The organism is Bradyrhizobium sp. 155 (genome assembly GCF_023101105.1).
GTDB lineage: Bacteria > Pseudomonadota > Alphaproteobacteria > Rhizobiales > Xanthobacteraceae > Bradyrhizobium > Bradyrhizobium canariense_D.
In genome coordinates this window covers 7,718,032-7,739,090 of the sequence record NZ_CP064704.1, presented here as the reverse complement: position 1 = coordinate 7,739,090, position 21,059 = coordinate 7,718,032, and the positions used below count along the sequence as shown (strand labels likewise).

Genomic DNA, 21,059 nt, shown 5'->3' with positions numbered 1-21,059 from the left:
GGACAATGGCGCAGCCCTACGCCACGCTCTCCAGAAACGCCTCTTCCGCCGCGTGCACGGCATCAGGCGTGCCGACATGCATCCAGACGCCGTCGAGGCGAAGGCCGAACAGCCGCTCCTGCTCGTTGGCACGATCGAACATCTTGGTCAGCGAGAACTCGCCCGCGGGGGCATCGGCGAAGATCGACGGCGACAAAATCGCAGCGCCGGCATAGACGAACGGAACGACCTCTTTTTCCTTGCGCTTGCGCAGGGCACCGTCGGCCAGCATGCCGTAATCGCCGCGGCCGCTATAGCCGATGCTGGTCGCCGTCGGCGCCATCAGCAGCAAAATGTCCATCCGCGCGGGATCAAAGTTTTCGGCGAGCCGCGTCAGGTTGGAGCGTACGCCGTCGATCCACAGCGTGTCGGAATTGACGTGAAAGAACGGTGCGTCCCCGAGCAGCGGCAGTGCCTTGACCACGCCGCCGCCGGTGCCGAGCACCTGGTCGCGCTCGTCCGAGATGGTCACGCGCGGATGCTGGCGGGATGCGGTGTGATCGATGATCTGGTCCGGCAGGTAATGCACGTTGACCACCGCCTCGCTCACGCCGGCCCGACCGAGCTTGTCGAGCACATGGTCGAGCAGCGGCTGGCCGGCCACCGGAACCATCGGTTTCGGCATCTTGTCCGTCAACGGACGCATGCGCAGGCCGAACCCTGCGGCGAGCACCATGGCTTTGGTCGGTTTGACGGGCATCCTTCGCTTTCTCAGACCTACTGATCTCGCGTTCGCAGCAATCCTAACATGAGGTTCGACCGACCGCACCGCGTCTTAACCGCCTTAACCACCTGCCGTGACGCTTGTACGACAGGTGTTGCCGTTACGCCCCGATGGACGTTGACCGCGCCTTTTTCTTCTTGTCACCGAGCTTGAGAAAGTTGACGCCGATCTGGTCACCATTCACCCAGGCGAGCTCGCAGCGTCGGTACGCAAGTCCGGTGGACGACAGCAGCAGAAAAAACTCCTTCAGATGCAGGCCTTCGACTGAGCCGTCGATGGTCAATTTGGCGCCGCTGTCGGAGACGTCCTCCATGGTGCAATCGCGCCGCCAGGTGCCGTCGATACCCATCATCTGGGCCGCGATCCCGCGCTCGAAAACAACCCGGCTGTTGCCGCGCTGGTCCGTCTTCACCGCCATCTGCCCTGCTCCAGCCCCGTAATCATCCGGCTGCTCCGCCGCCAGGTTACCGGCGTCTTGGCTAACAGCCGGTAAATCGAGCCCTGAATCAGCCTTTTCAGCCCCTACTAGCCTTTTCCGCCTTGGGCCTCAGCCTTGGGCCGGGCCTTGGGCCTGCCTTTGGGGCGGCGGGACGTTGGCGAGATACCAGTCGCGCAGATGGGCGAGCGTGGGATGCGCCAGGGAGCGCTGGAGATAGGTCCAGATCCGCGGCTGGTGACGCAGATAATGCGGCTTGCCGTCGCGGCGGTTGAGGCGGGCAAAGGTGCCGAGCAGACGCGTGTTCCGCTGCGCCGACATGATGGCGTAGAGCTCGGCGAAGCCGGCCGCATCGAAGCTCGCCTCGCTGGCGCGGCGCGCCTTGATGTAGCGCGACAGCAGCGTCAGCTCGATCGCCTCGGGCACGTCGATGCGGGCGTCCTGGAGCAGCGACACCACGTCGTAGGATTGCGGCCCCAGCACGGTGTCCTGGAAATCGATCACGCCGACGCGTTCGATGCCGGTGCGATTGCTGAGCCAGATCAGATTCGGCGAGTGATAATCGCGGATGATCCAGGTCTTCGGCGCGGCCTGCGCCTTCTGCAGCAACTCGCGCCACATGGCGAAAAATTCGGCGCGCTTCGCGTCGTCCAGCGGCGCGTTGCGATCAGGCAGGTACCATTCCGGCATCAAGCCGATTTCGATCAGCAGCGCCTCGATATCGAAGACGGGAATGGCGTAGGTCTGCCGCCCGAGCGGCAGCGTTTGCGGCAGCGTCTTGCCGTGCAGCACGGCCAGCAGATCGGCCGCGGCTTCGTAGCGTTCGGCGATCGGGCGCGGCGGATCGCCCTCGATCACGCCTTCGGTGCCGAAGTCTTCGCTGATCAGGAACCCGTGGTCGAGGTCGGAATGATGGATCGCGGGCGCCGAGATTCCCTGCGCGCGCAGGCCCTCGTCGATGGCGACGAAGGGTTTGATGTTTTCGGCGAGATGCACCGCGGCGCTGTAGGATTTTCCGTTGTACATCGCAGCACCATCGGGGCGCTGCGGCGAATTCATGAGGATGACGATCTCGTCGTCGCGCTGCAGCCGCGCATAGGAGCGCGTCGAGGCGTCGCCCGCCATGCGTTTGCGCGTTGCCTCCATGTAGCCGGATGCATCGAGGAATTCGCGCAGCGCCTGCAGCCGCGCGACGATGGCGGCAGCCTTGCCATGGCCGGTGATGTCGGCGGCGCGTGCATTCGAGCCCAGCGCCGGCCGGTGCGTCAGCGCGATGTCGATGCGGTCTTGAGGCATCGCCGACGGCGCGCGCTCCGGCCATTCGATCAGGACGAGGGTTGCTTCCGGCAGCGGCGACAGCCCGATCTCTTCGAGCTCGCTCTCGTCCTCGACGCGGTAGAGGTCGGCATGCATCACCGGGAACGGTGGCAGCTCGTAGCCCTGCACCAGCGTGAAGGTCGGGCTCGGCACTTCCAGTGCATCGTCGCCGGCGAGGTAGCGGATCATGGCCCGCGCCGCCGCGGTCTTGCCGGCCCCGAGATCGCCGGTGAGCGTGATGACATCGCCGGGGCCGACCAGCAGCGCGAGGTCGGCCACTAGTTGCGCAGTGGCTGTCTCGTTGCGGAGCGCGACGGCGAATGTGGTTGGCGCAGTCATTCGGCGGCGTCGCGATGCGCCGCCTGGTCGGTCGGGAAGTCACAGATCACGACCGTGCCCCTGCCCACGATCGAATCCACCCGGATATTGCCGCCATGCAACTCGACGAAGGAGCGCACCAGCGACAGGCCGAGCCCGGCGCCGCGATGACGCGAGCCTTGCGAGCGGCTCTCGAACCAGTTGAACACCTTGTCCTTCATGTCGGCAGGTATTCCAGGCCCGGAATCTGTCACAGTGAAGACCACACTGCGTTCGGTGCGGCGGGCGCTGATGCCGACGGTGGAATCCGGTGGAGAAAACCCGACGGCGTTGGCGAGGAGATTATAGAGCACCTGCACCACGCGCTTCTCGTCGCCGGTGAAGCTGCCGACATCGGGCGCGATCTCGACCTTGAGGCGGATGCGGTCGGTGGCGAGCCGGTCCTGAAGACCCTCGGCGGCGAGCTCGATGGTCTTGCTGACGTCGACCGGGCCGAGTTCCAGCTTCATGGCACCGGCGTCGATGGTGGCGAGATCCAGGATGTTGTTGGTCAGCGCCAGCAGCGCATTGGTCGATTTGGTGACGTAGTCGAGATATTCGGCCTGTTTCGGGGTCAGCGGCCCGGTCGAGGGATCGCTGAGGAAATGCGCAAAGCCGATGATGGTGGTGAGCGGCGAGCGCAGCTCGTAGGAGACGTGGTGGACGAAATCCACCTTCATCTGGTCGGCCGCCTCCAGCGCCTCGTTGCGCTCGCGCAGAGCGCGCTCGACGTTCTCGGTGTCGGTGATGTCCTGGAACGTCAGCATCGTGGCGCCGTCGTGCAGCGGCCGGATCATGCCGTCGAGCACGCTGCCGTCCTTGCGCTCAAGCTTCAGCGGAATGTCGGCGCGGCTCTCGATCGAGGTGACGGCCTCGCGGATCTGCCGCCAAACGATCGCGTCGTCGAACAGCTGATGGCACCAGCCCTCGACCGTCTGGATGTGCGGCTCGTCGCGCATGGCGTCAGCGGACAGCTTCCACATCCGGACGAACGCCGGGTTGAACAGCTGCGCCCTGCCATTGCTGCCGAACACCGCAACGCCCTCGGCGAGGCTATCCAGCGTCTCACGCTGGACCCGGATCATGCCGTCGAAGCGGCGGGCGAGCTCCAGGCTCTCGGTGACGTCGTCGAACAGATAGGTGACGCCGCCCTCGGGATTCGGCGTGGTGACGACGGAGAGCGCGCGCCCATCGGGCAGATACCAGGTGTCCTTGGCGGCCTCGACCGCCCGATAAGCCTCGTGCAGCTTGGCCTTCCAGGCGCGGAAGTCCGGCTGCTCCGGCAATTTGCGCGCGGCGCGAAGCTTGTCGAGCACGCTGGAATCATCGGGGTTGGCGTCGAGAAAGGTGCGGTCGAGGTCCCACAGCTGGCGGTAGGAATCATTGTAGAAGGCAAGCCGGCGCTGGCCATCGAACACGGCAACGCCCGAGGAGAGCTGGTCCAGCGTACGGCGATGCGCCTCCGCCATCCGCACCAGCGCCGAGCTCAAGGCATCCGCCTCGCTGGCATCGATGGCAACGCCGACATTGCCGCCACCGACATTGACGGCGCGCACATCATAGATGCGCCGCTCGCCGCCGATCACGATCGGCAGCCGCGAGGTGAAATTGGCCGCTTCCTTCAGTCCCCGCTCCATCGCGGTGCGGTCGGCGCTGTCGAGCAGCTCGAGCTTGCGCTCCTGGGCGTCGGTGATGCTCGCCGCCTCGGTCGCACGGACATAGGCGGGATTGGCATAAGCCAGCGCGCCGTTCTCGCCCTTGGCCCAGATCGGCCAGGGGGCGGCGGTCGCGAAGCCGCGCAACATCTCCGTCTCGTCGGAAAGTGCCTTGTAACGCAGATTGGTCTCGGCCAGATCGCGGCGGAGCCCCGAGAGTTCGCGAATCCTGACGATGGCTTGGCCACCGATGGCGCGGCCGATGGCCTCCAGCGTGTGGCCATGCGCGGTGGTGAGCGTCAGCTGGAACCCGTCGCCGCGGTCGCGCAGCGCATCGACGGCGTGATCCATCTGCAGCGCCGGTTCCGGCGGCAACCAGGTTCCAAACGCGAGCACGCGCTGCGGAGAGGAGTCGCGCGGCAGCACCATGGAGATGTCACCGGAGATCTGCGCGCGATTGTCGCCGGCCGGCCAAGAGATCAGGATCTGCGGCTCGGCGAACAGCAATGCGCCGAAGCGGTCGGCCTGGAGCTGGAGTTCCCCGATCCGGGCGCGCAGCCGCGCCTCGTTCTTCGCCGTGCGCACGCGCGTGCGCATCAGGAGGATCGCGGCGACCACCGAGAAGCCGAGCAAGGCCAGCGCGGTGGCCAGCACCGCGAGCTCCTGCCGGTTGAAATCCAGCAACGTTGAGAGTGTGTCGACGAGGTCGGCGGCCTCAGCCGGCGCAGCCGGCAGCAGCGCCGCGAGAGCGCTTCCCAACAAGCCGTTGCGCACCAGCGATGTGCACGACAGCAGCGTCCGACGCATCGACACGATCACGCCTGACATAGTTGCCCCAAGATCGCACGAATTTGCGCGCGGCGACCCCCGTCGCGCGCGAATCAAACGACAATACCCTCACCGTGACTCCACCGGTAAGAGTCCAGATCGTGAACGCAACGGCGGTCCCAAAAAAATGCCGAAGGCGGTGTTCCAATTCGCGTAATTCCTCGGGTGATTCGGTGTGTTAGCGGCCGGTCGAGCCGAATCCGCTGGTCCCGCGATCGGTCGCGGACAATGTCGACACGGGAACCAGCGCGGCCTGCACCATTGGCGCAATCACCATCTGCGCGATGCGCTCGCCGCGCTTGACCACGAAGGCGGTCTGGCCGTGGTTGATCAGGATCACCTTGATCTCGCCGCGATAGTCCGCGTCGATCGTGCCCGGTGAGTTCAGCACGGTGACGCCGTGCTTGGCCGCAAGCCCGGAGCGCGGCCGCACCTGCGCCTCGTAGCCGGGCGGCAACGCGATCGCGAGTCCCGTCGGCACCAGCGCGTATTGGCCGGACGCGAGCGTCAGCGGCTCGTTCTCGGGCACCGCCGCCATCAGGTCGAGACCGGCGGCATCATTGGTCTGATAGGCCGGCAGCGGCAGCCCCTCCGCATGGGGCAGGCGTTGCAGTTCGACGGTGACTTTGGTGCTCAAGATGCGGGCTCCCGGGATTTGCCGGTCACGCTCTTTGCGATATGCGCGACCAATCGAATGGCGACCTGTTCCTTGGTCATCGCCGGCCAGGAATCAACTGCAATGTCGCCATCCTTCTCATCGTTCTTCTCACCGCTCTTGCTGATGAGGTGCACGGTGTTGCGGTCTCCGCCCATCACCCCGGTTGCGGGGGAGACGTCGTTGGCGACAATCCAGTCGCAGCCCTTGCGGGCAAGCTTCGACTTGGCGTTGTCGATGAGGTGCTCGGTCTCGGCGGCAAAGCCGATCACCAGTGGCGGCCGCTGGTCGGTCAGCTTGGAGATCGTCGCGAGGATGTCGGGGTTTTCGACCAGCTGGAGCGGCGGCATGCCGGCCGAAGTCTTCTTCAGCTTCTGCTCGCCTTCATTGGCGACCCGCCAGTCGGCGACGGCGGCGGCGAAGATCGCGATGTCAGCGGGGAGCGCGGCCTGCACCTGCTCCAGCATCTGCCGTGCCGATTCCACATGCTTGACTGTCACGCCCTGGGGATCGCTGAGATCGACCGGGCCGCTGACCAGGATTACCTCGGCGCCCGCGGCCTGTGCCGCGGCGGCGATCGCAAAGCCCTGCTTACCGGAGGATCGGTTGGCGATGTAGCGCACCGGATCGATCGGCTCGTGGGTCGGACCAGCCGTGATCAGCACGCGCTTGCCGGCGAGGGGGCGCGGCAACGGCGGCCGCAGCAGTCGCTCGGTGGCAGCCGCAATTTCGATCGCCTCGGACATGCGACCGATGCCGGCTTCACCGGCTTCCGCCATCTCGCCGGAATTCGGCCCGATCAGCATCACGCCGTCGCGTTGAAGTTGCGCGACGTTGCGCCGCGTCGCCGCGTTGTTCCACATCAGCGGGTTCATCGCCGGCGCGAGCAGGACCTTGCGGTTGGTCGCAAGCAGGATGGCGCTGGCGAGATCGTCGGCATGGCCGTTGGCCATCTTGGCCATCAAATCCGCGGTCGCAGGCGCCACCACGATCAGGTCGCACTCGCGCGCCAGCCGGATATGACCGGCGTCGAACTCGCTCTCGGGATCGAACAGGTCGGTGTGGACGCGCTCATGCGAGAGCGCGCTCACGGCCAATGCCGTGACGAATTGTTGCGCCGCCTTGGTCAGCACGCAGCGGACCTCGATCCGCCGCTCCTTGAGCCTGCGGATCAGGTCGAGCGATTTGTAGGCCGCGATCCCGCCGCCGATGATCAGGGTGACGTTGGCCTCGGGGAGGGCGCCGCTGCGCTGGGGCGTGGGGGTGGCGGAAGCCGCGGGCGGCGCCGTGAACGGCGTCAGGGGCTCCTCGCGGCCCTCGATCAGCTCGCCGAGGATGACCCGGACCTCTTCCTCGACCGACCTGCGGTTCCTGGCCGAGCGCAGCCTAAGGTAAGTTTTGATGCCTTCATCGAGCTTGCGAATGGTCAGGCTCGCCATGACACCCCTCCAGCACAAATGATGGCGATGCTATCATTCGCATGATTGCACTGCAATCAAAGATTCCGGACGGCGATCAGGATGCCGATGAAGGTCGCGGCGATGATCCAGAGCGCCACGGTGCGCCAACGGTTCTTGCGGCCTTCGCTGCGGCCCATCGCCGCGATGCTCTCCGGCGACAGCCGGATGCCCTCCCGGGTCATGGTCTCCAGCTGTTCGAGCACCGTAACCGAGCGCGCGGCGATATCAGGCAGGCGCATCAGGATGCGCGCGAGATCGCCGGTGCCGGAGATCGCGCCCTGGACCCGGCCGATCGGACCGAGATTGCGCTCGATCCATTCCCGCACCACGGGGTCGGCGACCTTCCAGATGTCGAGCTTGGGATCGAAGCCGCGTGCCACGCCCTCGACCACCACCATTGTTTTCTGGAGCAGGATCAGCTCGGGCCGCGTGGTCATGTCGAACAGGCCGGTGACCTCGAGCAGCAGCGTCAGCAGCCGCGCCATCGAGATCTCTTCCGCCGTGCGGTTATGAATGGGCTCGCCGATGGCGCGGATCGCTTGCGCGAAGTTCTCGACCGAGTGATGCGCCGGGACGTAGCCTGCCTCGAAATGCACTTCCGCGACACGACGATAGTCGCGGGTGATGAAGCCGAGCAGGATTTCGGCAAGGAAGCGCCGCTCCTTCATGCCGAGCCGGCCCATGATGCCGAAATCAACCGCGACGAGGCGACCGGCGTCATCCAGGAACAGATTGCCCGGATGCATGTCGGCGTGGAAGAAGCCGTCGCGCAGCGCGTGGCGCAGGAAACTCTGAATCACCTTGCGGCCGAGATCGGGCAGGTCGACCTGCGACTCGGCCAGGCGCTTGTGATCGTTCAGCGCGATGCCGTCGATCCACTCCATCGTCAGCACGTTGTGCGTGGTGCGGTCCCAGTCCACGGTCGGTACGCGGAAATCAGGATCGTCGCGCGTGTTCTCCGCCATCTCCGACAGCGCCGCGGCCTCGAGGCGCAGGTCCATCTCCATCGCGACCGAGCGCGACATGGTGTTGATGACCTCGATGAGACGCAGGCGCCGCGCCTCGGACGAATAGGACTCGGCCTTGTATGCGACGAAGAAGAAGTCGGAGAGGTCGCGGCGGAAGCGTGCGGCCACGTTGGGGCGCAGCACTTTCACGGCGACCGCCTTGCGGATGCCATCGCGCAAGACTTCGCCGCGATGCACCTGTGCGATCGAGGCCGCTGCGACCGGCGCACTGAGGCTCGCGAATACGTCCGTCAGCGGACGCTCCAGCGACGTCGCGATCACGGCTTCCGCTTCGACTTGCGAAAACGGCGGCAGGCGATCCTGCAGGCTTTCCAGATCGCGCGCCATGGCAACGCCGACCACATCGGGGCGCGTCGCCAGAAATTGCCCGAGCTTGAGATAGGCCGGGCCCATCCGGGTCAGCGCGCGCGACAGCCGAGGCCCGTCCTTAGGGCCGCCCCGTTCGACGATGCGCGCAAGCTTCAGCGCGAGCTGTCCGGGCGGCGGCACCAGGCTGGGATCGACGGCGCCGAACACGCCCTCGCGCGCGAATACGAACGCGGCGCGCATCAGGCGCGCACTATGGGTTATGGCAGAGATCACAAACGCCAGCCCGAATGCAGTGCGACGATGCCGCCGGACAATATCTGCCAGTTCACGCGGGCGAAGCCGGCATTACGGATCATATCGGCGAAGGCGTTGGGTCTTGGGAACTTGCGGATCGACTCGACCAAATATTGGTAGGACTCGGCGTCACCCGTGATCATGCGGCCGAGCGGCGGGATGACCTTGAACGAGAACAGGTCATAAAGACGATCGAGTCCGGGCATCTCGACGGTGGAGAATTCCAGACAGAGGAAGCGGCTGCCTGGCTTGAGCACGCGATAGGCCTCGGCCAGCGCGAGATCGATCCGAGGCACGTTGCGAATGCCGAAAGCGATCGTATATGCGTCGAAGCTGCGGTCGGCGAAGGAGAGCGCTTCCGCATTGCCCTCGACGAAATCGACCTGGGTCTTGAGATGCCGCTTTGCGGCGCGCTCGCGGCCTACCTCCAGCATCCCGGAATTGATGTCGCAGACGGTGGCATGGAAGCCGGGGCCTGCGGCCTTGGCGGCGCGGAACGAGATGTCGCCGGTGCCGCCGGCAACGTCGAGCAGCGCGAACCGCCGGTCGCCTCGCGGCGGGTCGAGCGCGGTGATCATGATGTCCTTCCAGACCCGATGCAGGCCACCGGACATCAAATCGTTCATCAAATCATAGCGCGACGCCACGCTGTGAAACACATCGTTCACCAGCGTCTGCTTGTCGCCCAGGGGGACGTCCCTGAAGCCAAAATGCGTGGTTTCGCCCGGCCGATCCATTACTCTACTCCACGAGGCGGACCATAGCGCGCCCGCCGCAATGGCGCTATCACACCGCTCTCATAAGGTGAATGCCTGACCATGCCCGAATTGCCCGAAGTCGAGACCGTCCGCCGCGGCCTTCAGCCTGTCATGGAGGGTGCGAAAATCCTGGTCGCGGAGACCCGCAGGCCTGATTTGCGCTTTCCTTTCCAGCCGGACTTCGTGGCCCGACTGAAGGGGCAGGTCGTCACGGGGCTCGGCCGCCGTGCAAAATATCTCATGGCCGATCTCACCTCCGGCGACGTGCTGTTGATGCATCTGGGCATGTCGGGTTCGTTTCGCGTCATCAAGCCGGACAACGAGGCGGCGCCGGGCGAGTTTCACTATCCGCGAGCCAAGGACTCCGCGCACGATCACGTGCTGTTTCGGATGTCCTCCGGCGCCGACATCATCTTCAACGATCCGCGCCGCTTCGGTTACATGAAAGTGATCGCGCGCAGCGCGCTCGACGAGGAGCCGCTGCTGCGCGGGCTCGGGCCCGAGCCGCTTGGCAACGAATTTGACGCCGCGATGCTGGCGCGATCCTGCGCCGGCAAGACCACGAGCCTGAAAGCCGCGCTGCTCGATCAGCGCGTGGTCGCCGGGCTCGGCAATATCTATGTCTGCGAAGCCCTGCATCGTTCGCATCTGTCGCCGCGCCGGATCGCCGCGACGTTGTCGACCAAGGCCGGACAACGCAAGGGCGTTGCCGGGGGCGAGCCGACCGACCATGCAAAGCGATTGGTCGGCGCGATCCACACCGTGCTGAACGACGCCATCAAGGCCGGCGGCTCCAGCTTGCGCGATCATCGCCAGACCTCGGGCGAGCTCGGCTATTTCCAGCACTCGTTCAAGGTCTACGATCGCGAGGGCGAGAAATGCACCACGCCGCGATGTGGCGGCATCGTCAAGCGTTTTACGCAGAACGGCCGGTCGACCTTCTGGTGTCCGAAATGTCAGAAGTGAAAATCAGGCTCGTATCCGAGAGGTCGTAAGTTCAGCGGCGGTGACGAGCCCACCACGACCGTCATTGCGAGCGCAGCGAAGCAATCCAGAAGCTTTCCAACGAAGCAGTCTGGATTGCTTCGTCGCAAAGCTCCTCGCAATGACAGCGGAGATAGAGTTTCCCAAAAACGCGAAGCGAAGCAATCCGGCCGGGCTGGTGGCCGGATTGCTTCGTCGCTAAGGCCCTTCCGGATGGTGAAGGTCCGGCTGCCATCCGAGCGATACCCCCGCTCAGGACGCCAGTATCGTAGTTTCATCGGCGGCCAGCTCGGCGGCGACGTGCAACATTCCGTCCGCGGCCGCGATGACCTGGTCGATCAAGACATTGGTGGCGGCGAGCTCGAGCCGGGTCTCGATCCAGTGCCAGAGGCCGCGGATCTCCTCGGTCGACTTGCCGTTCGGCGCGAATTCGCTCACCGCAAGGCCGCTGGCGAGCGAGTCCTGGTGATCGTTGCGCATCACGATCAGGGGACGCGCGAGCACCTCGGCGAGATCAAGCGCTGCTTCCTCGGCGAGCGTGTTGGCGGCGTTGTCGATGCGCTGGCCGCGGATCGGGGTTTGGTTCAGCACGAAGCTGTAAGGCCGCTTCCAGGCGCGCGCGACGCTCAGCGTCGAAACGGTCGCTTCGATGTCGGCGACGCTCGGGCGTGCCGGGATCAGGCAGAGGTCGGAATGGCGGATCGCGGCGGTGGTCGCGGCGCTGAGGCCGGCGGCGGTATCGACGATCGCAATCTGGAGACCGCCGTCGGCCAGCATCTTCAGGCGCGGCTCGATGTCGGCGGCGTGATAGATCGGCTCGACGACGAGATCATCGGTGGTGCGGCGGCGCTGCCAGTTCGACAGTGTGCCCTGCGGGTCGGTTTCGATCAGGCGAACGGTGAAGCCGGCCTGCTTGGCTGCCAGCGCGAGGCCGATGGCGAGCGTGCTCTTGCCGCTGCCACCCTTTTGGGTGGCCAGTGCGATCGTGTGCATTGAAGATCAATCCTTTGGAGTGCTTGGGTCTCGGGAAACGCCACGCGAACGTGCATCGATCTCGATGCTGAGCTCTTCTCGCTCAGGACGTGCCGGCCCGATCCAAAGGGGATCGCGGAGGTCCGAATCAGCAGTCACGATGATGGCGGAATCGGGAATGCCAACGAATCCGTACCATTACTGGACCCGTACTCGTCCGTGTGCTGTGCTTGCAGCCGTGAATAATAAGGACAAGCGGCATGGGCGGAAACTGGCGCGACCGGACGGCGACGAATTTCGAATGCCAGAAGATGCCGGCGGTATCGAGCCGCGGCATGGTGGTCAGCAACCATCCACTGGCCTCCAGCGCCGGCGCGGAGATGCTGGCCGCCGGCGGCAACGCCATCGACGCCGCGATAGCGACCCTGTTCACGCTGACCGTGGTCGAGCCGATGATGGTGGGCATCATCGGCGGTGGCATGGCGCACATCCGGCTCGCCGACGGCAGCCACCGTTTCATCGACGGACAGAGCACCGTGCCCGCGGCGGTGCTTGACACCAGCTACACCCCCACGCCGGGTTCCGCGCATGATGTGTTCGACACCGTCGGCAATGAAAATCTCAACGGACCAAAGGCGGTCGCCACGCCGGGCTCGCTGAAAGCCTGGTGCGAGACGCTGCGCTGCTTCGGCACCATGAGCCTTGCCGACGTCATGCAGCCCGCGATCAAGCACGCCGCGCGCGGCTATGCGACGACACCCTATCTGCACGAATGCATCACCGAGAGCGCCGCCGAGATGCGCAAGGACAAGCCGATCGCGGCGATCTATCTGCCAGACGGCGAGCCGCTCAAGGTCGGCGAGCGCGTGGTACAGGCCGAGTATGCCGAGACGTTGCGGCATATCGCCGACCACGGCGAAAAGGCGCTCTATGAGGGGCCGCTTGGCGATATCCTGGTCGACTATATGGAAAAGGCCGGCGGCTTCATCCGGCGCAACGATCTCACCAGCTACAAGACCGTCGAACGGCAGCCGATCCGCGCCGATTACCGCGGCTGGACTATCTTTGGCCCGCCGCCGCCCGCGGCTTCCGGCGTGCATATCGCACAGATGCTGAACATCCTGGAAGGCTACGACATCCAAGGCCTCGGCTTCGGTACGCCCGAGACCATCCACTATCTTGCCGAGGTCCTGAAGATCGCATTCGCCGACCGCGCCGCGGCCAGCGGCGATCCTGATTATGTCGGCGTCCCCGTGGAGCGGCTGACCTCGAAGGCCTACGCCGAGGAGCGCCGCGCTGCGATCGATCCGGCACGGGCGCAGAGCTGGGGCGCCGGCGTGTCGCAGCTTGAAGGCGCTCACACCACGCACATGACGGCGGCGGATGCGTTCGGCAACGTGGTTGCGACCACGCAGACCATCAACAATCTGTTCGGCGCCAAGATCATGATCCCGGGCCTGGGCGCCATCGCCAACAACTACATGAACCTGTTCGATCCGCGTCCAGGCCACGCCCTGTCGCTGGCGCCGGGCAAGCGGGTGACGACCTCGATGTCGCCGATGATGGCACTCCGTGATGGAAAGTTGCGCTATGCGCTCGGCTTGCCCGGCGGAAAACGAATCTTCCCGAGCGCGATGCAGGCGCTGCTCAATCTGATCGACCACGGTATGAGCTTGCAGGAAGCAGTCGAGGCGCCGCGGGTCTGGACCGAAGGCAATGCGCTTGAGGTCGAGCAGAGGGTGCCGGAGAGCGTGCGCGCGAAGCTCGCGGAGCTCGGCCACAAGGTGCAGCCTGTCGCGGCAGTCGCCGGCGGCATGAATGGTATCGCCTTCCACGACGACGGCACCATGAGTGGCGCCGCTTGCTGGCGTGCGGACGGCACGCCGGTCGGGATCTCGGGTGGTCTTGCGAAGGCCGGGATCAGGTTCAGGCTGAGCTAGGTCTCATGCCCCGGACGCAGCGCAGCGCTTCTTCAGCGGCGCGCATTTCATGCCGCACCGCGCCCGGGACACGAGAGCTACTTGCGCACGCAGATCACGCGCACGACAGCGGCTTTCGCATCTGTGGACGTTCCGTTCGCCGCGACACCGTTCGCCTTCAGGAAATCGCGCACCGTCTCCGCGGAGACCATCACCGCCTGCGACGCCGGCACCGACGTCGCGGGGCCCGCAACCATCGCCGGCTTCAATAGTGCGATGCCGGCGAACTTGCCGTCGCCGTCGATGGCGGGGCTGCCGGAGAAGCCGACAGACGGTGGCGGTGAGAGTGGGGAATCGCCACCACCGACGGATGCCAGCGTAGCCTTGAGGCTCGACACACCCGCGGCTCCGCCCTGGCTCTGCGGATCCGCGATACCGATGACATCGACACTCGTCTTCGCTGCGCCGGCCGCGAGGTTGAGGGGCTCCAGGCCGCGGGCGCCGTAAATATGCAGCAGCGCGAGGTCGTGTTCCCGGTCCTCGGCGAGACGGTCGGCGCTGCCATAGCCGGCGATCGTGATCGCGAGGCAGCTATCAGTGACGAGGCGGTCCGTGAGGATCGCGCCATCGTCGCTGACGACAATGCCGGTGCCATATTCGACGGTCTTGCGTGGCGGCGGCCCCGCCTGTGGCCCCGACGGAAACGCGTTGAAGGCGCTCGACATCGCGATCACGACCGGCTCGACCGTGTTCTCGGTCGCCTGATCGTAGAGGATCGTCATGATGCGGACCTCGTCACCCCTGGAGGTGCCGCGCAAATAGAATTTCTTCAGGCCCTGCAGACCCGACAGCACGAAGAAGTCGGGCTTTACCACGGTGTAGTCGACCTTGCGACCCGGCTCTTTCTTCTCCGCTTCGGCAAGCTTGGCTGTGGTCGGGTTCGCCTCCTTGCGGCGGCTGAGCAGAACCTGCACCGTGCCAGTGGGCGAGGTCCATTTCGAGCCGTTGGCGTCGGTCGCCTGCTGCGGCACCAGCTTTGAGGGAATGCCGAGCCGCGCGCCGCTGGTCATTTCCGTCACGATCTTCCAGCCGACGCTGTCCTGTTTGCGGCGCGCGGTCTCGGCGAGCGCTGCGCGTTCCTGCGGATTGAGCACGCCGGTCGCCTTGCCGCCCTTGGCCTTCTGATACTCCTTGATGGCCTCGACCAGGCGCGCGCTGACGTCGCCGGTGATGGCGCCGTTATACTGGCCGACCCAGGCGAGGTCGGACTGCAGCGACAGCCGCTCCGCCTGCGCCATGGCATCGGCCGTCGCAGCCGGCGTCTGCAATGCAGGAGGCCGGATCGGAACGGTCTGGACCGGCTTCGGCTTGGTGCCGGGAAGCTGCGGTGTCGTCATCTGGGCGTTCGCGCCTGTCGCAGCCGCAAACATCAGTGTTGCCGCAAGCATCGATCTCATGACAAATCCAGCCCGCCCATTGAACGCAATGCCATTGAAGCACATCTCGTTGGTCGCGAACAATGTTGCGGTGGTTCAGACCGGCAGGAGAGGTCTAGCTCCTCATCCTGAGGAGCCGCGTAAGCGGCGTCTCGAAGGATGAAGGCCGTGCAGCCGCAGCGGGGCCTGCATGGTTCGAGACGGCGCTTCGCGCCTCCTCACCATGAGGAGAGGATCTGGAAGGATAACGATGCTGAGCCCGGACGAACTCGAACGTTATGCCCGCCATATCGTGCTGCGCGATGTCGGTGGCCCCGGCCAGGCTGCGCTGAAGCGGGCCTCCGTGCTGGTGATCGGCGCCGGCGGGCTCGGTGCGCCCGCTTTGATGTATCTGGCGGCCGCCGGCATCGGTACGCTCGGCGTGGTCGATGACGACGTGGTGTCGCTGTCGAACCTCCAGCGCCAGGTCATTCACACCACGCCCGATATCGGCCGGCACAAGGTCGAGAGCGCGGCCGAACGGATCTCGGCGCTCAACCCGCATGTCCGCTTCGTCGGTCACGCCACCTGGCTCAATGCCGACAATGCGCTGTCGCTGATCGGGGACTATGACCTCGTGCTCGACGGCTCCGACAATTTCTCGACCCGCTATCTGGCCTCGGACGCCTGCTTCTTCGCCAAGAGGCCGCTGATCACGGCGGCGCTCGGCACCTTCGATGGCTCGCTGACCACCATCCGCGCGCATGAGACAAACGAGCAGGGCGAATTCAATCCGACCTATCGCTGCCTATTCCCGGAAGCGCCGCCGCCCGGGACCGTGCCGGCGTGCGCGGAAGCCGGCGTCATGGGCGCGCTCGCGGGCGTGATGGGCTCGATGATGGCGCTGGAGGCGATCCGCGAGATCGTCGGCTTTGGCGACGGCCTCGTCGGCCGCCTCCTGATGATCGATGCGCGCGCGATGCGCTTCGAGACGCTGCGTTACGCGCGCGATCCCGCCAATCCGCTCAATGGCGATGGGCCTGTGATCACCGATCTCAGCGCCCATCGCACTTGATTGCAGACGTTATGCTGTGGCCGGCTTCTCGCTGTCGAGATGCGCCATCTGCTCAGCGGCGTAACGCGTGCCGGCAGCGACATCGGGCGGGAAGGCCGTTGCCAGCACGGCGAGATGAGCCGGCGTCAGCGTGACCTTGGCCGCGCCGAGTGCTTCGGTGAGGCGGTTGCGGGTGCGGGCGCCGACCAGCGGCACGATCTGCTTGCCTTGCGCCGCCACCCAGGCGATCGCGACCTGTGCCGGCGTCGCGCCAATCTCAGCGGAGATGGCGCGCAGCTGCTCCACCAATGCGAGATTGGCATCGAGATTCGATCCCTGGAAGCGCGGCGTCATCAGCCGGTAGTCCTTGCCTGTCTTGCCGGAGTCCTTCGACCAATGGCCGCTGATGAGGCCGCGCGCCAACACGCCGTAAGCCGTGATGCCGATGCCGAGCTCGCGGCAGGTCGTCAGGATGTCGCGTTCGATGCCACGCTCGATCAGCGAATATTCGATCTGGAGATCGGCGATCGGGTGCACGGCATGCGCGCGGCGGATGGTGGCGGAGCCGACCTCGGACAGGCCGACATGTTTGATGTAGCCGGCCTTCACGAGATCGGCGATGCCGCCGATGGTCTCCTCGATCGGAATGTTGGGATCGAGCCGCGCCGGACGGTAGACGTCGATGTAGTCGGTGCCGAGCCGCTGCAGCGAATAGGCTAGGAAGTTCCTCGTTGCGGCCGGCCTCGTGTCCATGCCGGTGAATTCGCCGGCAGGACCGCGCAGCGCACCGAACTTGACACTGATCTGCACCTTGTCGCGCGGCACCTCCTTGAGCGCTTCGCGCACCAGCATTTCATTGTGGCCCATGGCGTAGAAATCGCCGGTGTCGACCAGGGTAATGCCGGCATCCAGTGCGGCGTGGATCGTGGCGATGCTCTCGCCGCGATCGGCGGGGCCGTAGACCTCGGACATGCCCATGCACCCGAGACCGAGAGCGGAGACGGTGGGACCGGTCGAACCGAGTTTGCGCTGTTCCATGATGGCTCTCCTCGAAAAGGCGCTGACTGCGCCGCGTGACGAGGCCTGATATGCGCTTGATCGATTGCGCCGATAAGCTGGACAATCGAGAATGGCTTGTTCACATTAACGAACAATGGCTGAGCCCGACCTGCGTGATCTCGACGTCTTCATGGCGGTCGCCCGCACCCGCAATTTCCGGCGCGCGGCGATCGATATTCGCGTGTCGGTGTCGAGCCTTAGCCAGCGATTGCGGGACCTGGAGGAGCGCCTCGGCGTCCGCCTGATGAACCGCACCACCCGCAGCGTCGCCCTGACCGAGGCGGGCGAGCTGCTGCTGTCGCGCGTGGCTCCGGCGCTGCGCGATGTCGGCGAGGCCCTCGATCAGGTCCGGGGCCTGCGCGAGATGGCCTCGGGCCGGCTGCGCATTAACGCGCCGCCACCCGCGGTCGATCTCGTGCTGGCCCCCATGATCGGGCCGTTCCTTAAGGCCTATCCGCAGGTCGACCTCGAGATCGTTTCCGAGAGCGGGTTTGTCGATATCGTCAGCGCGGGCTTCGATGCCGGCGTACGTTATGGCGAGCATCTCGCGCAGGACATGGTGGCGATCTCGCTCAGCGGCCCGCAGAGCTATGTCGTGGTCGCTTCGCCCGATTACCTCGCGCGCCGCGGCAAGCCGGAGCATCCGAAGGATCTGCTCGACCATAATTGCATCCGCGCCCGCTACTCCAGCGGTGTCATGCACGATTGGGAGTTCGAGAAGGCCGGCCAGCTGGTGAAGGTCGATCCGCCGGCAAAGCTGATCTCGACCAACATGGGCCTTTCCATGCGCGCCGCGCTCGACGGCGCCGGCATCTGGGCGACGCTTGATGGTTATGTCGGCGAAGCCCTGAAGTCCGGCGCGCTCGTCAGTCTGATTCAGGATTGGTGCGAGCCGTTTCCCGGGCCGTTCCTGTACTATCCAAGCCGGCGACAAACGCCGCCGGCGCTGCGGGCCTTTATCGATTTCGTTGCCGACTGGCGCAAGCGCGAAACACGCAGCAAATAGACCTCACAGCATGCTCGGCAGCACGCGATCCGGCGGCTTGTGCGCATCGAGGAAGGTTCGGATGTTGATGATCACCTTCTCGCCCATCTCGACGCGGCCCTCGATCGTGGCCGAGCCCATATGCGGCAGCAACGTCACCTTGCCGGCCTTGGCGAGCCGCACCAGCTTCGGGTTCACCGCGGGCTCGTGCTCATAGACATCGAGGCCGGCGCCGCCGATCTCGCCGCCTTCGATCAGCTTGATCAGCGTGTCCTCGTCGGTGACCCCGCCGCGCGCGGTGTTGACGATGTAGGCGTCCTTGCGAATAAGCTTCAGCCGGCGCGCCGACAGCAGATGGTAGGTCGCCGGCGTGTGCGGACAGTTCACCGAGATGATGTCCATCCGTGCCAGCATCTGGTCGAGGCTTTCCCAATAGGTCGCGCCCAGCTCTTCGGCGATCTTCGGCGCCACCGGCCGACGATTGTGGTAGTGGATCTGCAAGCCGAAGGCGCGGGCGCGGCGTGCGACCGCCTGGCCGATGCGGCCCATGCCGATGATGCCAAGGCGCTTTCCGCCGATGCGATGGCCGAGCATCCAGGTCGGCGACCAGCCCGGCCAGGGTTTTCCTTCCGTCAGGATCGAGGCGCCTTCGATCATCCGCCTGGGCACGGCGAGGATCAGCGCCATGGTCATGTCGGCGGTGTCTTCGGTCAGAACTTTCGGCGTGTTGGTGACGGTGATGCCGCGGGCATGCGCGGCCTCGACATCGATGTTGTCGACGCCGTTGCCGAAATTCGCGATCAGTTTCAACCTGCAGTCGGGCTGGTTGACGATGTCGGCGGAGATGTGGTCGGTCACGGTTGGGACCAGCACGTCGGCGGTACGGGCGGCTTCCGCGATCTGCTCGGGCGACATCGGCGTGTCGTCGAGATTGATCCGCGCGTCGAACAGCTCGCGCATCCGGGTCTCGATCGAATCCGGAAGCTTGCGCGTCACCACGACGAGGGGCTTTTTCTTCACCGACATGTCCTGCCCTCATGAGGCGTTGCGAGCCGCCTCTGTCGCCAAAGGCCGGCCGTTGAGGCCTCATTAACCCGGTTGTTCGACACTGCGCTTGCCGTGTCGTCCCCGGCGTTTCCTTCAAGCTCTCCCGACATTTCCGGCCGGAAAATCGGGACAAACCGGTTGTTCAGATGTCCGTCCTCTCTAGCAGAAGGCCGGGCCAAGACAAGAACCACGGGTAAAGGGCTCGGGAACACCCGCGTGGGGCGGGGTCAGGGGCGACAGCGGCCTGGTTTGGGAATTTAGGGCGAGGGACCGGCTCGGCCGGACCTTCGACAGGAGACGGGTTGATGGCGTTGGGGCGTTTTTGTTCGGTGATGGCGCTCGTTTGCACCTGGTTGAGCGCTTCGGTCAGTCCCGGGCATTCGGCAAAGGACAACACCCCTCAGACGGCCTCAGGCCTCCCGGTGCCGCGCTACGTCAGCCTGAAATCGGATCACGTCAACGTCCGCGCCGGCCCGACCAAGGACAACGACGTCGCCTGGGTCTACACCCGTTCCGGCCTGCCGGTCGAAATCACCGCCGAGTTCGAGAACTGGCGCCGGGTCCGCGATTCCGAGGGCGCCGAGGGTTGGGTCTATCACTCGCTGCTGTCGGGCCGCCGTACTGCTGTCGTCACCATGAAGCACAAGGACGAGCTCGCGCCGATCTACGACCGCGCCGATCCCGAGAGCGCGGTTGCGGCCAGGCTCCAGGCCGGTGTCGTCACCCAGGTGAAGAAGTGCACTGCAAACTGGTGCCGCGTCAGCGGTAACGGCTTTGACGGCTGGATCCAGCAGGAGCGCCTCTGGGGCGTCTACTCGGACGAGCAGGTGAATTGATCTGGGCGGGAGCGGAACTGTTGCTCCACCGTCATGCCCGGGCATCCACGCATTTTTCGACGCCTGACCGAATAACGTGGATAGCCGGGACAAGCCCGGCCATGACGATCAAATCAGCAGTTCAGGATAGATCTCAGCGCTTCTTGCGCAACCGTACGACCATGTCGATGCGGGCGATCTCGTAACCCGCGGGCACCTCAGGCATCTTGGACAGCGCCAGATGCGGATCCTCGATGTCGACCAGCTCATGGCTGTTCTCGAGGTAGTAGTGATGGTGGGTCGTGACGTTGGTGTCGAAATAGGTCTTGGTGCCGTCGACGCTGACCTGACGCAGCAGACCGGCATCGGTGAGCTGGTTCAGCGTGTTGTAGACGGTCGCCAGCGAGACCGGCACCTTGGCCAGCGTCGCTTCCTCGTAAAGCATTTCAGCCGTGAGGTGACGTGCACCCTTGCCGAACAGGAGCCAGCCGAGCGCCATGCGCTGGCGCGTGGGGCGAAGCCCTGCGGACTGGAGCATTTCGTTGACGTCGTGCCACGGGCAGCCGGTCAACGCCGGCTGGCGGCCGGACATAAGAGCCGCCGCATGGGCCTCTTCGTCGCGATGGGGCGCGTTATTTTCGTTCATTTCCAGCTTCGGGCACGCGTGAACACTGTCGTTGCCCAACATATATGGAGAGATAGATGCAGATGCAAGTTTCTCGCAACTAGAGCGGTTCTAATCAGGCAGGGAACCGGGGTGGCGGCCCGTCATTTTACCTTCATGAGAGCGCTTTGCTACCCGAAATGGCCTGTGTTAGAGAGCCCGCGGTTCCGCTTAACCCATTTTGGCGCGACCCGGCATTGAGGGCCGCTCGCTATCCATCCAGGGTCCTTCGGTATTCTCGTCTGACAATGGCAACAGATGTCGCCTTTCGAACAGGATGGGGCC

The 21,059-nt window shown here is 65.1% G+C and carries 18 protein-coding genes; 5 read left to right on the top strand and 13 right to left on the bottom strand.

Annotated elements, in window-relative coordinates:
* Positions 1-16: 16 nt before the first annotated feature.
* The 8 genes from IVA93_RS36640 to ubiE all read right to left on the bottom strand — a co-directional run bounded on the left by IVA93_RS36640 (position 17) and on the right by ubiE (position 9,839).
* Positions 17-739, bottom strand: a complete 723-nt coding sequence (locus IVA93_RS36640) for a nucleotidyltransferase family protein (protein WP_018455770.1) — start codon at positions 737-739, stop codon at positions 17-19.
* 124 nt (positions 740-863) lie between these two features.
* Entirely contained in the window at positions 864-1,181 is a 318-nt protein-coding gene (locus IVA93_RS36635) for a PilZ domain-containing protein (RefSeq protein ID WP_018455771.1), read from the bottom strand.
* 129 nt (positions 1,182-1,310) lie between these two features.
* On the bottom strand, positions 1,311-2,855 hold the full coding sequence (locus IVA93_RS36630; RefSeq protein ID WP_018455772.1) for a bifunctional tRNA (adenosine(37)-N6)-threonylcarbamoyltransferase complex ATPase subunit type 1 TsaE/phosphotransferase: 1,545 nt from the start codon (positions 2,853-2,855) through the stop codon (positions 1,311-1,313).
* The gene (locus IVA93_RS36625; protein ID WP_018455773.1) at positions 2,852-5,356 is read right to left on the bottom strand and encodes a sensor histidine kinase; all 2,505 of its coding nucleotides are present in this window, start codon (positions 5,354-5,356) and stop codon (positions 2,852-2,854) included. Before IVA93_RS36625 ends, IVA93_RS36630 begins: the two co-directional genes overlap by 4 nt.
* A gap of 178 nt (positions 5,357-5,534) precedes the next feature.
* Positions 5,535-5,993 (bottom strand): dUTP diphosphatase, encoded by a 459-nt coding sequence (gene dut, locus IVA93_RS36620; RefSeq protein ID WP_018455774.1) that lies wholly within the window; start codon positions 5,991-5,993, stop codon positions 5,535-5,537.
* On the bottom strand, positions 5,990-7,450 hold the full coding sequence (coaBC, locus tag IVA93_RS36615; RefSeq protein ID WP_018455775.1) for a bifunctional phosphopantothenoylcysteine decarboxylase/phosphopantothenate--cysteine ligase CoaBC: 1,461 nt from the start codon (positions 7,448-7,450) through the stop codon (positions 5,990-5,992). Before coaBC ends, dut begins: the two co-directional genes overlap by 4 nt.
* A gap of 56 nt (positions 7,451-7,506) precedes the next feature.
* Positions 7,507-9,081, bottom strand: a complete 1,575-nt coding sequence (gene ubiB / locus IVA93_RS36610) for a 2-polyprenylphenol 6-hydroxylase (protein WP_026233022.1) — start codon at positions 9,079-9,081, stop codon at positions 7,507-7,509.
* Positions 9,078-9,839, bottom strand: coding sequence for a bifunctional demethylmenaquinone methyltransferase/2-methoxy-6-polyprenyl-1,4-benzoquinol methylase UbiE (gene ubiE / locus IVA93_RS36605; protein ID WP_247295877.1), 762 nt, complete (start codon positions 9,837-9,839; stop codon positions 9,078-9,080). Before ubiE ends, ubiB begins: the two co-directional genes overlap by 4 nt.
* An 81-nt stretch (positions 9,840-9,920) precedes the next feature.
* On the opposite strand from ubiE, the gene mutM reads away from it, so the two are divergent.
* Positions 9,921-10,826 (top strand): bifunctional DNA-formamidopyrimidine glycosylase/DNA-(apurinic or apyrimidinic site) lyase, encoded by a 906-nt coding sequence (gene mutM, locus IVA93_RS36600; protein WP_018455778.1) that lies wholly within the window; start codon positions 9,921-9,923, stop codon positions 10,824-10,826.
* A gap of 270 nt (positions 10,827-11,096) precedes the next feature.
* On the opposite strand, the gene IVA93_RS36595 is transcribed toward mutM, so the two are convergent.
* Positions 11,097-11,837: a nucleotide-binding protein gene (locus IVA93_RS36595; RefSeq protein ID WP_018455779.1), complete on the bottom strand. Its 741-nt coding sequence runs from the start codon at positions 11,835-11,837 to the stop codon at positions 11,097-11,099.
* Between the two features lie 239 nt (positions 11,838-12,076).
* Between IVA93_RS36595 and ggt the strand changes: the two genes are divergently transcribed.
* Positions 12,077-13,756, top strand: coding sequence for a gamma-glutamyltransferase (gene ggt / locus IVA93_RS36590; RefSeq protein ID WP_247370542.1), 1,680 nt, complete (start codon positions 12,077-12,079; stop codon positions 13,754-13,756).
* Between the two features lie 77 nt (positions 13,757-13,833).
* On the opposite strand, the gene IVA93_RS36585 is transcribed toward ggt, so the two are convergent.
* On the bottom strand, positions 13,834-15,192 hold the full coding sequence (locus tag IVA93_RS36585) for a serine protease (RefSeq protein WP_026233023.1): 1,359 nt from the start codon (positions 15,190-15,192) through the stop codon (positions 13,834-13,836).
* A gap of 229 nt (positions 15,193-15,421) precedes the next feature.
* Between IVA93_RS36585 and IVA93_RS36580 the strand changes: the two genes are divergently transcribed.
* Positions 15,422-16,225 (top strand): HesA/MoeB/ThiF family protein, encoded by an 804-nt coding sequence (locus IVA93_RS36580; RefSeq protein ID WP_018455782.1) that lies wholly within the window; start codon positions 15,422-15,424, stop codon positions 16,223-16,225.
* A gap of 9 nt (positions 16,226-16,234) precedes the next feature.
* Here the strand turns inward: IVA93_RS36580 and IVA93_RS36575 are convergent, their stop codons facing one another.
* On the bottom strand, positions 16,235-17,242 hold the full coding sequence (locus IVA93_RS36575) for an aldo/keto reductase (protein WP_247789587.1): 1,008 nt from the start codon (positions 17,240-17,242) through the stop codon (positions 16,235-16,237).
* 115 nt (positions 17,243-17,357) lie between these two features.
* Between IVA93_RS36575 and IVA93_RS36570 the strand changes: the two genes are divergently transcribed.
* The gene (locus IVA93_RS36570; protein ID WP_247295885.1) at positions 17,358-18,269 is read left to right on the top strand and encodes a LysR family transcriptional regulator; all 912 of its coding nucleotides are present in this window, start codon (positions 17,358-17,360) and stop codon (positions 18,267-18,269) included.
* Between the two features lie 3 nt (positions 18,270-18,272).
* On the opposite strand, the gene IVA93_RS36565 is transcribed toward IVA93_RS36570, so the two are convergent.
* A complete protein-coding gene (locus IVA93_RS36565; RefSeq protein ID WP_018455785.1) occupies positions 18,273-19,274 on the bottom strand; it encodes a 2-hydroxyacid dehydrogenase in 1,002 nt (333 codons plus the stop codon).
* A gap of 326 nt (positions 19,275-19,600) precedes the next feature.
* Between IVA93_RS36565 and IVA93_RS36560 the strand changes: the two genes are divergently transcribed.
* Complete coding sequence (locus IVA93_RS36560) at positions 19,601-20,131, top strand: SH3 domain-containing protein (protein WP_026233024.1); 531 nt, start codon at positions 19,601-19,603, stop codon at positions 20,129-20,131.
* A gap of 133 nt (positions 20,132-20,264) precedes the next feature.
* Here IVA93_RS36560 and irrA read toward each other — a convergent pair whose 3' ends face one another.
* Entirely contained in the window at positions 20,265-20,756 is a 492-nt protein-coding gene (irrA, locus tag IVA93_RS36555) for an iron response transcriptional regulator IrrA (RefSeq protein WP_018455787.1), read from the bottom strand.
* Positions 20,757-21,059 lie beyond the last annotated feature (303 nt).

Coding starts and splice junctions, on each gene's coding strand:
- ubiE (WP_247295877.1), bottom strand. CDS start 9,839: ATGGATCGGCCGGGCGAAACCACGCATTTTGGCTTCAGGGACGTCCCC.
- IVA93_RS36625 (WP_018455773.1), bottom strand. CDS start 5,356: ATGTCAGGCGTGATCGTGTCGATGCGTCGGACGCTGCTGTCGTGCACA.
- IVA93_RS36575 (WP_247789587.1), bottom strand. CDS start 17,242: ATGGAACAGCGCAAACTCGGTTCGACCGGTCCCACCGTCTCCGCTCTC.
- IVA93_RS36595 (WP_018455779.1), bottom strand. CDS start 11,837: ATGCACACGATCGCACTGGCCACCCAAAAGGGTGGCAGCGGCAAGAGC.
- IVA93_RS36565 (WP_018455785.1), bottom strand. CDS start 19,274: ATGTCGGTGAAGAAAAAGCCCCTCGTCGTGGTGACGCGCAAGCTTCCG.
- ggt (WP_247370542.1), top strand. CDS start 12,077: ATGGGCGGAAACTGGCGCGACCGGACGGCGACGAATTTCGAATGCCAG.
- mutM (WP_018455778.1), top strand. CDS start 9,921: ATGCCCGAATTGCCCGAAGTCGAGACCGTCCGCCGCGGCCTTCAGCCT.
- IVA93_RS36570 (WP_247295885.1), top strand. CDS start 17,358: ATGGCTGAGCCCGACCTGCGTGATCTCGACGTCTTCATGGCGGTCGCC.
- coaBC (WP_018455775.1), bottom strand. CDS start 7,450: ATGGCGAGCCTGACCATTCGCAAGCTCGATGAAGGCATCAAAACTTAC.
- IVA93_RS36560 (WP_026233024.1), top strand. CDS start 19,601: ATGGCGTTGGGGCGTTTTTGTTCGGTGATGGCGCTCGTTTGCACCTGG.
- irrA (WP_018455787.1), bottom strand. CDS start 20,756: ATGAACGAAAATAACGCGCCCCATCGCGACGAAGAGGCCCATGCGGCG.
- IVA93_RS36635 (WP_018455771.1), bottom strand. CDS start 1,181: ATGGCGGTGAAGACGGACCAGCGCGGCAACAGCCGGGTTGTTTTCGAG.
- IVA93_RS36630 (WP_018455772.1), bottom strand. CDS start 2,855: ATGACTGCGCCAACCACATTCGCCGTCGCGCTCCGCAACGAGACAGCC.
- IVA93_RS36585 (WP_026233023.1), bottom strand. CDS start 15,192: ATGAGATCGATGCTTGCGGCAACACTGATGTTTGCGGCTGCGACAGGC.
- IVA93_RS36640 (WP_018455770.1), bottom strand. CDS start 739: ATGCCCGTCAAACCGACCAAAGCCATGGTGCTCGCCGCAGGGTTCGGC.
- IVA93_RS36580 (WP_018455782.1), top strand. CDS start 15,422: ATGCTGAGCCCGGACGAACTCGAACGTTATGCCCGCCATATCGTGCTG.